Annotated in this window: 16 protein-coding genes; 8 read left to right on the top strand and 8 right to left on the bottom strand. The window is 43.2% G+C overall.

What is annotated here, in order from left to right; translation table 11 throughout:
* Positions 1-5: 5 nt before the first annotated feature.
* Entirely contained in the window at positions 6-479 is a 474-nt protein-coding gene (gene rlmH, locus FUA25_RS02285; RefSeq protein ID WP_147755280.1) for a 23S rRNA (pseudouridine(1915)-N(3))-methyltransferase RlmH, read from the top strand.
* Between the two features lie 4 nt (positions 480-483).
* On the opposite strand, the gene FUA25_RS02280 is transcribed toward rlmH, so the two are convergent.
* The 7 genes from FUA25_RS02280 to FUA25_RS13205 form a co-directional block, all read right to left on the bottom strand.
* On the bottom strand, positions 484-1,302 hold the full coding sequence (locus tag FUA25_RS02280; RefSeq protein ID WP_147755279.1) for a tetratricopeptide repeat protein: 819 nt from the start codon (positions 1,300-1,302) through the stop codon (positions 484-486).
* Positions 1,299-1,865, bottom strand: coding sequence for a phosphatase PAP2 family protein (locus FUA25_RS02275; protein WP_147755278.1), 567 nt, complete (start codon positions 1,863-1,865; stop codon positions 1,299-1,301). The genes FUA25_RS02280 and FUA25_RS02275 overlap by 4 nt, the downstream gene beginning before the upstream one ends.
* A 4-nt stretch (positions 1,866-1,869) precedes the next feature.
* On the bottom strand, positions 1,870-2,193 hold the full coding sequence (locus tag FUA25_RS02270; RefSeq protein ID WP_147755277.1) for a twin-arginine translocase TatA/TatE family subunit: 324 nt from the start codon (positions 2,191-2,193) through the stop codon (positions 1,870-1,872).
* Between the two features lie 148 nt (positions 2,194-2,341).
* Positions 2,342-4,873, bottom strand: coding sequence for a cation-translocating P-type ATPase (locus tag FUA25_RS02265; protein WP_147755276.1), 2,532 nt, complete (start codon positions 4,871-4,873; stop codon positions 2,342-2,344).
* Positions 4,874-5,289: 416 nt separating this feature from the next.
* Complete coding sequence (locus FUA25_RS02260; protein ID WP_147755275.1) at positions 5,290-6,525, bottom strand: TCR/Tet family MFS transporter; 1,236 nt, start codon at positions 6,523-6,525, stop codon at positions 5,290-5,292.
* A gap of 187 nt (positions 6,526-6,712) precedes the next feature.
* The gene (locus FUA25_RS02255; RefSeq protein ID WP_147755274.1) at positions 6,713-7,282 is read right to left on the bottom strand and encodes a hypothetical protein; all 570 of its coding nucleotides are present in this window, start codon (positions 7,280-7,282) and stop codon (positions 6,713-6,715) included.
* Between the two features lie 290 nt (positions 7,283-7,572).
* Positions 7,573-7,716, bottom strand: coding sequence for a hypothetical protein (locus FUA25_RS13205; RefSeq protein WP_185146641.1), 144 nt, complete (start codon positions 7,714-7,716; stop codon positions 7,573-7,575).
* A 338-nt stretch (positions 7,717-8,054) separates the two neighbouring features.
* Between FUA25_RS13205 and FUA25_RS02250 the strand changes: the two genes are divergently transcribed.
* The 3 genes from FUA25_RS02250 to FUA25_RS02240 all read left to right on the top strand — a co-directional run bounded on the left by FUA25_RS02250 (position 8,055) and on the right by FUA25_RS02240 (position 11,539).
* A complete protein-coding gene (locus FUA25_RS02250) occupies positions 8,055-9,026 on the top strand; it encodes a tetratricopeptide repeat protein (protein WP_147755273.1) in 972 nt (323 codons plus the stop codon).
* A gap of 491 nt (positions 9,027-9,517) precedes the next feature.
* Positions 9,518-10,456, top strand: coding sequence for an RDD family protein (locus FUA25_RS02245; protein ID WP_147755272.1), 939 nt, complete (start codon positions 9,518-9,520; stop codon positions 10,454-10,456).
* A 453-nt stretch (positions 10,457-10,909) separates the two neighbouring features.
* Complete coding sequence (locus tag FUA25_RS02240; RefSeq protein ID WP_147755271.1) at positions 10,910-11,539, top strand: hypothetical protein; 630 nt, start codon at positions 10,910-10,912, stop codon at positions 11,537-11,539.
* 161 nt (positions 11,540-11,700) lie between these two features.
* Here the strand turns inward: FUA25_RS02240 and FUA25_RS13200 are convergent, their stop codons facing one another.
* Positions 11,701-11,844, bottom strand: a complete 144-nt coding sequence (locus tag FUA25_RS13200; RefSeq protein ID WP_185146640.1) for a hypothetical protein — start codon at positions 11,842-11,844, stop codon at positions 11,701-11,703.
* Positions 11,845-12,246: 402 nt separating this feature from the next.
* On the opposite strand from FUA25_RS13200, the gene FUA25_RS02235 reads away from it, so the two are divergent.
* The 4 genes from FUA25_RS02235 to FUA25_RS02220 all read left to right on the top strand — a co-directional run bounded on the left by FUA25_RS02235 (position 12,247) and on the right by FUA25_RS02220 (position 14,515).
* Complete coding sequence (locus FUA25_RS02235; protein ID WP_147755270.1) at positions 12,247-12,564, top strand: hypothetical protein; 318 nt, start codon at positions 12,247-12,249, stop codon at positions 12,562-12,564.
* Positions 12,565-12,718: 154 nt separating this feature from the next.
* Complete coding sequence (locus FUA25_RS02230; protein WP_147755269.1) at positions 12,719-13,210, top strand: hypothetical protein; 492 nt, start codon at positions 12,719-12,721, stop codon at positions 13,208-13,210.
* A 123-nt stretch (positions 13,211-13,333) separates the two neighbouring features.
* On the top strand, positions 13,334-13,798 hold the full coding sequence (locus FUA25_RS02225) for a hypothetical protein (RefSeq protein ID WP_147755268.1): 465 nt from the start codon (positions 13,334-13,336) through the stop codon (positions 13,796-13,798).
* Positions 13,799-13,951: 153 nt separating this feature from the next.
* Positions 13,952-14,515, top strand: a complete 564-nt coding sequence (locus FUA25_RS02220; RefSeq protein ID WP_147755267.1) for a hypothetical protein — start codon at positions 13,952-13,954, stop codon at positions 14,513-14,515.
* The last annotated feature ends 151 nt before the right edge of the window (positions 14,516-14,666 follow it).

The raw sequence follows: 14,666 nt of genomic DNA, 5'->3' as shown, positions 1-14,666 counted from the left end.
AAGAAATGAGAATCAATTTGGTATGCATCGGAAAAACGGATGACAAAGAAATCGCTGAGCGGGTCAGCTATTACCGGAGCCGCCTGCCAAAGCACTGGAATTTCGAGATCACTGAAATCCCCGACGTGAAGCAGGCAAAAAACCTCTCTCCTGACCTTCTGAAAAAAGAAGAAGGCAAACTCTTCCTTCAGACCTGTGAGAATTCTGATCTCATCGTGCTTCTCGACGAAAAGGGCAAACAGTACACGAGCCGTGAATTTGCGGGGAAAATCGAACACTGGATGAACTCATCCGTAAAAAAGGTGGCCTTCTTTATTGGCGGTGCCTACGGTTTTTCCGAAGAGATTTACGAGCGGGCAAACGAAAAGATGTCGCTCTCCAAAATGACCTTTACGCACCAGATGATCCGGCTTTTCTTTGCTGAACAGCTGTACCGCGCCGACCAGATTCTACAGGGAAAACCCTATCACAACGACTGATCCTTTATTTTGTCTCACATTTTTTGTAGAGTTCCGTAAGCAGCCCTTTTTCAAAACCGGTGGCTACCGCTTTGTCCAGAGTGGCGCAGGCTTCATGGTCCTTTTTTCCCATGTCGAAAAGAATGAGGGCTTTGGTGACATAGGCCTGGGAAAATTTCGCATCCAGGGCTATGGCCTTGTTGGCGTCAGGGAGGGCTTCTTTGTTTTTCTTGAGTTTTAAATACACATCAGCACGGCTGTTGTAGAGCAGTGATTCAGGTTTCTCGGAAATAAGCTGGTTGAAATCTTTCAAGGAACCTTCCAGGTCGCCTTTTTTCTTCTTCAGATTGGCGAGGTTGGTGCGGGCGAAGATGTTTTCCGGCGCAAAGGTCAGGATCGTATTCAGGTCTTTTTCCGCAAGCTCTTTGTTGCCCTGGTCTTCATATACTTTGGAACGCGTGAGGTAGAGCTCTGCATTTTCGGCATCGATCTGAAGGCCTTTGTTCAGGTATTCCAAAGCTTTGGCTTTGCTTCCCTTCTGCGAATGCATCGATCCGAGGTTGAGGTAAGAGGTTACGGACATCGGATCAGATACCATGGCCTGCTCATACGACTTAAAAGCCAAAGAAGTTTTGCCGAGCCGGCGCTGTGCGGTGCCCAGACTGTTGTAATAGTTGGATTTGAATTTCTGGATCTGTTCTTTTTCGGCGAGGGCTTTGTACTGTATCTCGGCACATTTGAAGTCCCCTTTTTTAAAACACTCGTCCGCGGTTTTCACCCCATCCTGGGCATATCCTGCTGCATACAAAAACACGAAAGAAAGAAAATAGAGCTGTTTTTTCATGACGTTTTATTTTGTTTGTTAATGACTTTCAGCGTAAGGTTCGAGAAAAGACCGCCAAGCAGGAAGCCCATTGCCGCTCCCATTAAAACATCGAGCGGGAAATGCACGCCCAGATAAATCCGGCTGTAGGCGACCACCGCAGCCCATATAAAGAGGAAGTACGGCAGCCAGCGGTATTTCCCTTTTAAAAGAAAACTGAGGAAACTCGCAATAAAAAAAGTGTTCGAGGCGTGGGAAGAGTAAAAGCCGAAAGACCCGCCACAGTTGACGATCCGCATCAAAGGTTCCAAGACCGGATCGTGGCAGGGCCTTAACCGGGCTACTCCATATTTGAAAACACCGGCCAACTGGTCCGAGACCGTAATGCCAAGTGCAATGAAAATCAGGATGAAGATAATGGACTTCGGTTTGAATTTTTTGATGAGCAGGTAGAGGAAAATGACATAGAGCGGAATCCAGAACCACTTTCCCGACATCAGGATCCAGAAGGGATCAAAAGCCTCACTTCCCAGTCCGTTGAGAAAGAGAAATGCCTGCCGGTCTGCCTGAATGATCTCCTCCATCACCTCAACGGGTTACAGGTCCTTCGTGATCATCGTTTTCGGCAAGGCTGATCTTAGGACTTGCCGGTTCCGAAGTGGTATTTTTCCGGGCGGCATCCTCTGCCTGAAAATCCATCGCCGACTGTTTTACCTTTTCGATCTCCTTCTTGATCTCAGAAAGCGGATTGTCGGTTTCCTTCATGATCTCAGTTTTCACATCTTCCATGGCACCGCGCATCTTGCGGATGCCCTGTCCCATGTCGCGGGCAATCTGCGGCAGTTTATCGGGTCCGAAGAGCACAACGATTGCCACGGCAACCAAAAGCATTTCGCCTATACTTAATTCCATACTGCAATATTACAAAAGAATTTTTATTTGGGAAGGGGTTAATTTGATAATTAGTTGTGAGTTATGAGTTATGAGGGGTTCGGGATTCGGGATTCGAGGTTCGAGTTATGAGTATAAATACTGATCATTCGCAGTTCCAATTCATCCTTCATCCTTCATCCATCATCCTTCTCACTTCTCCTTTCCCTGCTCTTTTCACCAGTTTATATCCGTCGAACCAGAATACGGAGAGCACTGCTGCAGACAGCGCCGTCAGCATCTGATCCAAATTAAGTGCATTCATCATGAAAAAAGAGGATACGGGACCGAAGTAGAGCATCAGCAGGAGCAGACCTAACGTGATGCCCGTAATGTATACCAGCAGGTTGTTTTTATTCCGGAAGGTCTCAAGGGTGGTGTAGTAAAAGGAGCGGTTTGCCAGACTCAGGAAGATGTTGGCGAAGATGAGCGTTGTAAAGACCATCGAACGGACTGTTTCCTCGTTTCCGCCGCTTCTGTAAGTGAGCTGATACACGAAAAGTACGCCTGCTGTTATCATAAGCCCCTGAACAATGCTGATGCCCAGTTCCCTGAAATTCAGGAAAGTCTCCGTCATCGGGCGGGGTTTTTTCTGCATCGTATTGCGTTCCATGGGTTCATTTTCATAAACGATGGAACACGTAGGACCCATCACGAGCTCGAGGAAGATGACATGCAGCGGCGTGAAGATCTGGGGGAAGGCCCAGCCCAGAAAGAGCGGCAGGGAGACCGTGAGGATGATGGGAATATGGATCGAAATAATATACTGCACCGCCTTTTTGATGTTCGTGTAAATCCGGCGGCCGGAAGCGATTGCGGTGACGAGATTTCCGAGATCATCATTGGTCAGTACAACGTCAGCAGCGGCCTTTGCCATCTCAGTGCCTTTTTTCCCCATGGCGACGCCAATGTGAGAGGCTTTCAGGGCCGGACCATCGTTTACGCCGTCGCCGAGCATGGCCACCACTTCCCCATTCTTTTTGAGGGCGTTGATGACAGCCAGTTTGGCTTCAGGAAACATCCGGGTGAAGAGGGTCTTTTCAGCAGCGGCTTTGCCCAGTTCCGCTTCACTGAGGAGGGCAATTTGAGTTCCGTCAATGGCCTGCGCGGCATTCCGGATGCCGGCTTTTGCGGCGATGGTCTTGGTGGTTTCCGCATTGTCGCCTGTAATGACCTTCACCTTGATGCCTGCCTCCCGGATCTGCCTGAACACGTCGGTGATCCCCGCTTTGGGCGGATCATAAAAAACGACGAGCCCGAGGAAGTCAAAGCGGAAGTCCTGCTGCTTTTCCGGGAAGTCGTTGCCTTCAAAGGCGGTTTTCCCGACGCCGAGGACGCGGTAACCCTCTTTGCCGAAGCCGGTGACCCTTTTCTGAATAGCTTCTTTCTGCGCAGCATTGAGCGTTGAGACGTGCAGGATGGCTTCAGGAGCGCCTTTCACGGCAATGATGCGTTCTTTTCTTTCGTTTTCAAAGAGATGGGTCATCATGGGCGGTTTTCCTTCGAGCGGATATTCATGCACCATCGTGAACTGCTTCCTCAGGTCCGCAGGCTGTGTTTGGGCGTAAGTGGCGTGAAGGGTCTTCTCCATCGGATCAAAAGGCACGGGTTCGCTTGCCCACATCGCGTAGGTCAGGAGTTCGGAAAGTCTGCTGTCAGCAAAGTCATTTTCCTGAAAGACGGTATCGGATTGATAATCATAGACCGCATTCAGTTTCATGGAGTTTTCGGTGATCGTACCGGTTTTGTCGGTGCAGATGACCGTTGTACTCCCCAGCGTTTCGACGACGGAACTTTTCTTGATGATGATGCCTTCGCGCATGAGTTTCCAGGCACCTAAGGCCATAAAGGTGGTAAACGCGACCGGTATCTCTTCCGGCAGGATCGACATGGCGAGGGTTAATCCGTTCAGCAGACTCTCCACGAGGTCTTTGGTCTGTATGTATTTGAAGATGCAGACGAGCAGGAAGACCACGATGCCGATAAGGGCCATGTTCCGCACGAAGCGCTGGATCTGGATCTGGAGCGGCGACTTTTCTTCCGTCAGGTGCTGCAGGGAGGTGCCTATTCTGCCGAGGCGGGTCTCCTTCCCAATCTTCTGTACTTCGAATACCGCCAGACCCGAAACCGTAAGCGTGCCGCTGAAGACGGAAGCATCATCGGAACTTTTGTCCTTGAAGACGGAGAAGCTTTCTCCCGTCAGGGAAGATTCGTTGACCGAGAAATCATTGCTGTGAAGGATGATGCCATCGGCGTTGATCATCTTTCCCTCTTCGGTAATGCAGAGGTCGCCGACCACAAGCTCGTGGGTGGGAATATCCCGTACCTGTCCGCCCCGCAGGACGCGGCTTAAAGGTTCATTCAGTTTTTCCAGTTCCTCGAGTGCTTTTCGGCTGCGGCTGTCCTGATAGAAAGAGATTCCGGAAACCGCTACAATCGCGGTGAACATAAAGGCCGCTTCACTGTAATTCCCGACCAAAAGGTAGATCAGCGTTATCACGATGAGGAGGATGAGCATCGGTTCTTTGAGGATGTCCAGCAGAAGGGTGAGCCATGTGCGGCGCGCCTCCTGCTCCATTCTGTTCTCGCCAAACTTGGCGCGGGAGGCTTTGACTTCGGCTTCCGACAGGCCTTGCAGATGTCCGGGAATGTGGTAATCCATGACGGGGGTGGTTAGGAGGATAAAGGTAAGGAATTTGGGGGAGAGTTGCGGGGGCGGGATTCGGGGTACGGGGTGCGAGGTTCGAGGTGCGAGGTGCGAGGTGAGAGGGATGAGGGATGAAGGATGAGGGATGAGGGATGAAGGGTGCGGGATTCGAGGTTCGGGGTGCGAGGGATGGGTTATGGGTTATGAGGGATGAAGGATGAAGGATGAAGGATTCGAGATTCGGGGTGCGGGGTTCGAGTTATGGGTTATGAGTTATGGATTGCTTCGTCGTTCGTGCCTCGCTCCTCGCAATGACGGTTTCCGATAAACCCGACGCATTCAACCTACTCTCCCCAATACTTCCAACTTCCAACTTCCAACTTCCAGCTTCCAGCCATCATACTTCTCACTTCCAGCTTAAAGCGTATAGCCTAAAGCTTCCCTTCCACTGCTTCCTTTTTCCGGAAGACAAAGAACACAATCACGGCGCTGATGAGCATGAGGATGAAGGCCAGAAAGAAGGGGGCGCCGGGGAATTTAAAGGGGGCATCGTCGTGGGTGAAATAGTAGAAGGTGTTCGTCATGAGCGGCGGGCCCACGATGGCCGTGAGGCTGATGAGACTCGCGAGCGCGCCCTGGAGTTCTCCCTGCTCGTTCTTCGGGACTTCGGCGGAGATGACCGACTGCAGCGCCGGGCCTGCGATACCGCCCAGTCCGTACGGGATCAGGAAGGCAAACATCATCCAGCTCTCCGTGGCAAAGGCAAAAAGGACCATGCCAAGGGCGTAGAGCAAGAGTCCGTAGAAGATGCTTTTCTCGTTGCCGATCTTCGGCTGGATCAGGCGGATGAGGTAGCCCTGCACGAGCGCCGCCATAAAGCCGGAGACGCCAAGGGAAATGCCGACGAGGGTTTCGGTCCATTTGAATTTATACATCGTGAAGAAGGTCCAGTTCGTCTGTACGGCGTGGCCGGCAACGTAGACGAAGATGAGGGCCGCGATGAGTCCGAGGATCTGCGGGTATTTGCGGAGCTGCAACAGGGAGCCGACGGGATTGGCGCGCTTCCAGTTGAAAGGGCGGCGGTGCGCCTTGTCGAGACTTTCGGGGAGGATGAACCAGCCGTAGAGGAAGTTCACGAGGCAGAGGCCGGAGGCGGCGTAAAAAGGAATCCGGGCGCCGTACTGACCCAGGACCCCACCGATCACGGGACCGATGATAAAGCCGAGGCCAAAGGCGGCACCGATCATGCCGAAATTCTTTGCACGGTCCTCATCGGTAGAGATGTCGGCGATATAGGCACTTGCCGTCGTGATGCTCGCCCCGGTGATCCCGGAGAAGATGCGGCCGACAAAGAGCCAGAAGATGGTGGGCGCGAGGGCCTGAAGCATAAAGTTGAGGGAGAAGCCCAGCAGGGAAAAGAGGATGATAGGCCTGCGCCCGTATTTGTCGCTGAGGCCGCCGAGGACGGAGGCGAAGACAAACTGCATGGCGGCATAGACGAAACTGAGCCAGCCGCCGTACTGGGAAGCCACACTGAGGTCGGGGTTGTGGATGAGTTCCTGGATGAGCTTGGGCACCACGGGAATCACAATGCCCCAACCGGTAATATCGATGAGTAAGGTGATGAAGATGAAGCCGATGGCGGCGGATTTCTGATTTTTTTTCACAAAGACGAAGGTAAGAAAAATGGCCACGCGCCGGAAAAAAGCAGGTGAAATTTTGTATAAAAAAATGCTGCCTCAATGGAGGCAGCACGCATAAATGTCATTTTGACAGGAAAAATACCCCTTTTTTTCTCTATGGTTTCCGTAGGGTTCCCGTATGGTTCCCGTATCAAAAACGCATCTAAACATTTCAGAGGTTTTCCGTTTTTTCTGTCAGATTGTCAGGCAAATCTGTAGCGCGTACAATGATCTTTGCACCGCTCAGATCGGTACTGTTTTTAGTGGCGGTATAATCCCAGGTGATGCCTGCTTCCAGTGCTGCGCCCTCTTCCACCAATGTACCGTCGGCATTTTCAATGCGTACCGTAACGGTTTTCACGTCGAAATCATCGGTGACTTTAATGCGGATCATGTCCCCTGATTTTCCGTTATAGTCAGAAATATCAATCTCGGTGATTTCGGGAGCATTCAGGAAATCAGCCACTGCAACGGTATAGGCGCTGAGTCCTTTATCGGGGTCAGCTTCTGCCCTATCTCTGTACAGTTCTTTCGTTACAGGATCTGCCAGCGAAGATTTTCCATAAACGACCGCTTCCTGGAATTTGAGTTTATGGGCTTTCTGTTTAGGCGTATCTTCTGCTGTTTTCTGTCGGGGTGCCTTGGCAACCACTGTTTCCCCGTGTAACTGACGGAAGACGAGGATGTCTCCCACTTTCCCACTCAAACCGTGGGTCACGACATTATTCTTTGATTTTGCCATGATGTAAAGATTTAAAGGGTTAATAAATAAGTGAAGAAAACCGCAAGCCTTCAGGTCCACATTTTTCAGGTGGGCCTCAATATCTAAATAAAAATGGACAAATAATAATTCCGAAAAAGTAAGAACTAGACCCACCGGCAATTCTAGAATCGGCGTAGCCAAATCGTTCACTTTAGATATTGGGCTTGCCTTTTTTCATACGCTTTGACTTTACCGTATTACAGCGATCAACAGGCGGCAGAGGATCTGATCGGCTCAGACGGTGACCTTCCAGAGACGGTACGATTTTGCTATTCCCGGTATTTCACCGACATCTGCTCAGGCGTCAACACCTGTACATCTTTAAATAACTGGTATTTTCCGTACATCCAAACTGCTGCGACCATGATCACAACCACCGCAGAGACCGCTAAAATTTTCTTTTTACTGTTCATCGCTTTATATTTACATGTTAATTACTGATGCAGATCCATTCAATAAAGGTGTATTAACTGACTTCAGCACGGTACAGACATAGCTCCACCGTACATGCGACTGTGATCCTAACCATCCAAACAAACCTACACCAATTTTCCAATATATGAATACCCCAAACCGTATTATTGGTCACAGACTGAAATCTAAGGAAACAGTTTTATGTCTCAGGACGGGGGTACATTGAAACAGGAACACCAAAAGGAAATTTATATATCTTTACGACTAAGCGGAAAGATTTGCCACTGCGTGAAGCGGCGATCCTTTAGCACCAATACAACGCAACAATAGACCAACGATGAAAAGAACACTTACAACATTTGCAGTTATTTGTACATTGACCGCTTTTGGACAGACTTCACAAAAGCATTTTCAAAATGGAATTACAAAGCACAAGCAACAGGACTATAAAGGTGCAATCAAAGATTACGACAAATCCATAAAAGAAGATAAAGCAAACAGAGATGCTTATTACAACCGTGGTATCTGTGAACTTGCCTTAAAGTATTTCAAACCTGCAATGACAGATTTTAACAAGACCATAGAACTTGACCCAAAGTTTGTTAAAGCTTATTACAGCAGAGCGTCGGTGCTTGTAAGTCAAGAAAAGTATGTTGAAGCATTGCCTGACCTCGACAAGACCATAGAACTTGACCCAACAACACCAAACGTATTGACATTGCGTGGACAAATCCGAGCGCAAACAGGAAATAAAAAGGGAGCCTGCGAAGACTTCAGTCAAGCCAAGCAAATTGGAGACAAGCAAGCGGACCAATATTTAACTCAATTTTGCGGTAATGAACAGCAGGTTGGCGAGTCATTAATGCTTGACTGGCCAGAAAGCGAAAACTGGAAAATTGGAGATGACCAAGAGAATGAACAAAAACACGTTCTTGATTTAATTCATACCAACGAAACAATTGACAAGTGGTCTGAGTTAGGTAATATGACTTCTATAAAAGGTGTTAAGGGAGTTCCTATGGATACAGTAATGAATTTAATGTTTGACCAGGCAAAACTAATTTCCCCAAAAGCAAAACTGACATTTATAGAGAAAGATGAAAGTGCTGAATATCCTTGGATCATATTTACTATTGAATCGCCCAGTTTCAAAAACGACAAAACACCTGAATCTCAATTATGGTATATTGTTCAAGGAAAACAAGCACTTTATACCAACTTTAGGGCAGTTAAACAAGCGACAATTCCAGCAGGCCTAAAAGACCAATGGACGAAATTTTTCAAGACCGCAAAAATCATCCACAAATAGACGATGAGAAAAGTATAGCGTCGTCTTTATATTAAATTGCATTGAACAGTGTTCCCCGTCCGCGCGAATTCGAAGAATCTATGAAATCAATTCGAAGAATCGGGGTAGCCAAATCGCGGATTCAGCAGCGCTAATCCTTTCGAGTGGTCAAAATAATATCACCAGAATTTATCGCGCATGACCCCACGACCCATCACCCTATTGACTTTAGTTATTGGCCTTGCCATTTTTTCCTACGCTTTGGCTTTACCGTTTCTGGGGAGGTCTGTTCGAACCGAGGTCAAGCGTGGAATTTGGCGGCGGATCTGCAACAAATAAAAAAGTCTGTTTATGATTTGTAAAAGGTTTTTAACTATTTTAGCGAAGCACTAAAGTATTATTATCATACAGTTAGGCTACCTCATGTTGGCTTTGCATCCTTTATGATACCTATAAGCGGGTTAGCGGTAATTTTACAGACCCTACAACACAGAAAATAAAACAAGACGGAAATGAAAACAAAAATCAACATCGCAAAATTCTGGACAAGAATTTGGGCACTGCTTATTGACAGCTTATTACTCGGAGTAATCGGTTATTTGATGGGACTTGCAGTAGAAGACTTCTTGGTTAGTATCGGGAACTACGGACTGCTTTTCGGATTGGTTATTACGGTTGTTTATCAGACAATTTTTAATTCAAGAGTTGGCAACGGACAAACTCTTGGTAAACGTGCTATGAATATACAAGTGGTTGACATCAATGGCGACCCCATAGACTTAGGCAAATCTTTTTTGAGAGCATTAATTCTCTGCCTTCCTTACTTCACCGTTAACCTGACCATTCCCGGACTTTCCGACACTGCTATCGTGAATGTTATCAAGACCATTATTCTTGCAACAATTGTAATTGGAGTAGTTGTTATTTACATCTTCAACAAGCAAACAAGACAATCACTACACGACTTAGCAGTTGGAACTTATGTTGCGTCCACTTACAGAAAAAAAGAACCAACAATACTTCCGACAATGACGAAAACTCCATTCTATGTTTTTGGCGGACTTGTTACCCTGCTCATCGGAGTTTCAGTTTTTGCAGCGACATGGAAAGCTCCCGAACTTAAAGATGTATTAAGTATTTATTCCAAAGTGTCGAATATTGACGGAGTGCTGAATGCAAGTGTTGTTGAAAATACCAATTATACCAATGGTTCAAAAACTCTTTCCTACACCGCAAACCTATGGGTTCAAAATTTACCACAAGAAAACCTAGAAAACAATAAAGTGGTTAGAGAAGTTGTTCAGACCATTCTTAACAACGCAAACAGTATTGACCGCTTTGACGTAATTTCAATCTCTATGACTAGGGAGTTTAATATAGGTATTGCATCAAAAAAAACAAGCTCGACAATCAGCCATACCCCGAGCGAATGGAGAGCAATATTGAAATGAAAAAAAACTAACGCTAACACGGGTTTGGCAAACGTTCAGTACTTAATCCAACAGCGGTTCTTCGATTGAACTTTTATGCTCAATCCGCCACATCGCCAACCCGCGGTTGGCAGGAATCTGATGTCACCAATTATAAATGGTTTATGTCAGATATTGAGTTATTTGGCTGCTAACAGAATTTCAAAATGAGTGAAGAAACAAAAGATATTATTGGTCAAATTTATGGTTTTCAGTTTTTCTAATGCCCATGATCTGTCTCTTTATATGTCTTAAATTTCTTGAAATGAAAAAGGTTTGGCGAATAATGATAGGATTAACTATAGGCGTTTTAATTTCAGTTTTGTTCTATGAGATAAGTTTAGCAATCATCTTTCGAAATGGAATGGGACCGGTTTAAAAAAACAACAGATTCACCTCGCTAATCCTTTCGGGTGGTCAAAATAACAGTACACTATGAGACCTATTTATCTTTTATTTTTTATCATAATTATTGATACATCCTCTAGTTGTTTAAACGCTAAGGTTAACACAGCGCCCGAGTGTACAACAGAATATTTAAATTATTACAATTACAACGGTTTTACGGTATTAAATGAAATAAAAAACATTTCCAATCTAAAAGAAATAGATTTTAAATTATTCAATTTTTATTTGCAAAATGGAGTGAGTGTTAAAGAACTCAATGCAGAACAAATAATTTCTATACCAAAAAATGAATTTTTTAACCTTCCAAATTTAAAAGGCAGTATGCCGATGTATGTTTTAGGATATTATCAAAATCATAACATTAAGCAGTATTTAGTATCGGATTCCGAACAGAATTCGTCCTTATATCTAGTAAATGAGGTAAAAGGTAAAATTAATTCAATGCTTTTGGTTCATTCTAATTACGATACTGGATTTGGCAGCGAGACCGCTTCGACGAAAATTTTTGGTGAAAATGTTTTTAGCATATCAGTGTATTTTACTTCTGATACAAAAGATGCGAATGGTAAATACTCTGGTAGATGTAATTCTAAACTTAAAATATCGAACGAGGGCTTTTTAGAGCCTTTTGTAGATATCAATAGTGACGACAAATAGTATTTAGCCCATAATAACCCCACGACTTATCTCCCTATTCACTTTCGTTATTGGCCTTGCCCTTTTTCCTACGCTTTGACTTTACCGTATTACAGCGACCAACAGGCGGCGGATGATCTGATCGGCTCAGACGGTGACCTTCCAGAGACGGTACGATTTTGCTATTCCCGGTGTTTCACCGACATCTGCTCAGGCGTTAACACCTGTGCATCTTTAAATAACTGGTATTTTCCGTACATCCAAACAGCTGCTACCATCATTACAACTACAGCAGAGACCGCTAAAATTTTCTTTTTACTGTTCATCGCTTTATATTTACATGTTAATTACTGATGCAGATCCATTCAATAAAGGTGTATTAACTGACTTCAGCACGGTACAGACATTGCTCTACCGTACATGCGACTGTGATCCTAACCATCCATACAAACCTACACCAATTTTCCAATATATGAATACCCCAAACCGTATTATTGGTCACAGACTGAAATCTAAGGAAACAGTTTTATGTCTCAGGACGGGGTACATTGAAACAGGAACACCAAAAGGAAATTTATATATCTTTACGACTAAGCGGAAAGCATTCGCTAGTGCGCAAAGGTGCAGAACATTATCAGTGATATAACGAAACAACTAAATAATAACTCATGAAAAACAACCTCTTTATCCTTTTGCTGCTGATCAGCACTTTGAGCTTTTCTCAAAACTTGAAAAAAGAAAGACCTTCAAAAGAAGAAACCAAAACTTTTATTCTTGCCGAAACAAAAGAAGGCGGAAAATTAGACTTTTTCACAAAAATCAAAGGAATAGAATATAACGGATCACAAGTGAAACCCGGTCTCTTTATGACCAATATTGAATTGGCTTTATATTCATGGGGAAAAGCAAACGCTGATCTTGGAGTAGAAAATATTGAAACTGCATTATTAATATTCACGGAATATAAAGGAGCAGAACTAAGCGACAGAGAAAAGGAAATAATTCCGATGGGATATAGAAACGACCTAAAAATTAACCACCGCTAACAAATGGTAAACACCATTTCTATTTTCGAGCAAAAAAAGAAAAAGTTTTTTCCCTAACTTCATTTACGGTAGCCGAGGCATTCCGGTTTTTTTCCCGCAACGTCGCCTACCAGTGAAACGTTAGCAAACTTTCTAAGATAATCGCAGAAGACAGATGAAAACAAAACCAACAGTTAAAGCATATTTATTACTATTATTAATTTTTTCTTTTGCAGTATTAATTGTAAAAATTATTCCTTTTTTCTTTAATAATCCCTATTACGACGATAAACTTTTCCCGAAATTTTTCGTTCCAACCTGCACAATATTTTCCTTTGTTTATTTGATATTTGGAGAATTAAGAACAAAAAATATTATTGTAGAAATTGAAATAAACCAAATAAATGTTAAACGCTATTTTGGCCTTAAAAATGAGATTTACAAATTTTCAGAAATACAAGGTTGGAAATATTCAGATTTATCCTCAAAAGGTGGAAGTTATGAATATGTATATCTTTATAATTACAACGGAAAAAAAATTATAAAAATTTCTGAATTTTATCACAAAAACTATTGGGCAATTAAAGAATTAATAGAAGCCAATTTTAAAGATTTAGGATATGAAAAATTCTCTTACATTGATGAATTTAAAGAAGCATTTACGTAAAAAGTGTGCAGATAACATCGTATTGGCAATAGGGATAGGACAATCATCATATATAATGGCCAAAGCGTGAAAATTCTGAGATGGTGATAAGCAAATGCCCAAAAAAGATTAAAAAATTATCTAATGAAATTTCAATTGAATTTTACAACCGATTACAGACAGTTTTATATCAATGATCACAATGCAAGTGGAAGCACCGGGTCTGAAGATTTTTGGAATGAACAAGCATATGTAGACAAGCTTGCCATTGAAGACGGAATAATAGGTGTTGGAATCGCAAATGAGCAGGGAATCGTAAATGGTGAATTAGAAATTTTAGATTCAAAAAGTCTAATTATAGATTTCGGCGGGTTTGATCATGTTGCAGAGGCAAGCATTAAAATTCATTCTGGAGTTTTACAAGTACTGGACTGTCCCCATTCCGGCATTGAATTGGAAATACAAATTGAAAATGGAGAATACAGAATACGGGTGTATTCATTAAATTTAGAATCTGCATATGATGAAGTTCCCAACGACTCTTATAAGATCGAAATGTGGAAGGAAGTTTATTCGGATCGAAATGTTTTAAAAAGGTTTAATGAATAAAAGGAATTCTATTTAACAGTACTTCTATTAGCGGGTCGAAGGTTACCTTATAAAGATTTTCGTTAATTGTTCATTTTGTTATATTTACAAAGACCTTTATCAATCCCGCTAACAAAAATACGCAACCATTAACTGCAACCAGTTTAAAACACCGTGGAAATAAAAATCGACCAAAAAACAATTTCACTAACAGAGGAATATAAAATTTATATTAATCATACATTAAAATATATTGCTACATCTGAACCTCTGAAAAAAGCAGCTAAAATTGATATTCTTAATGTGGAAAATAATGAATGTATTATAAAAATTGCCAAACAAAATTTTGGATTGAGGGCCAATTATTACATTCAACCTCAATGCACAAAAGAAATATTCTCGTTTGAAGAAATAAATAATATAAAACTCCTTTTGAGGTGTCAAATTAATGACGATTTATATCAATTTTATGGACATAATGGAAATAGATATTCAATTTTTAAAAATCAAAAACAAATCGGATTTTGGGAAAAGAATAATTTTATTTTTGGTGAAGGTGATTTTTATAAAATAATTACAAATGATAACGAAAATCCTTTATTTCTTGCATCGTTTTGTCTTTGTATAGATAACGCTAAAAATAATTTTAAAAATGAAATGTCCATTTTCAACTTTGACATAGGATATAAAGGAAACATGCTGAGAAAATTTGATACAGAATGGAAACCTAATCAATAAATGCTGGCTGTAGATAACAACTTTTTTTGTTAGCAGGGTTGAAATTTACATCATAAAGATTTTCTCTAGTTGTTCTTTTGTTATATTTACAAAGACCAGTTATCATAATTTCCCGCCAACAGAAATACCCAAACATTAGCTACCATTAAGA

This window comes from Chryseobacterium sp., from assembly GCF_008014695.1.
Classification (GTDB): domain Bacteria; phylum Bacteroidota; class Bacteroidia; order Flavobacteriales; family Weeksellaceae; genus Kaistella.
This window is presented reverse-complemented; position numbering and strand designations above follow the sequence as displayed.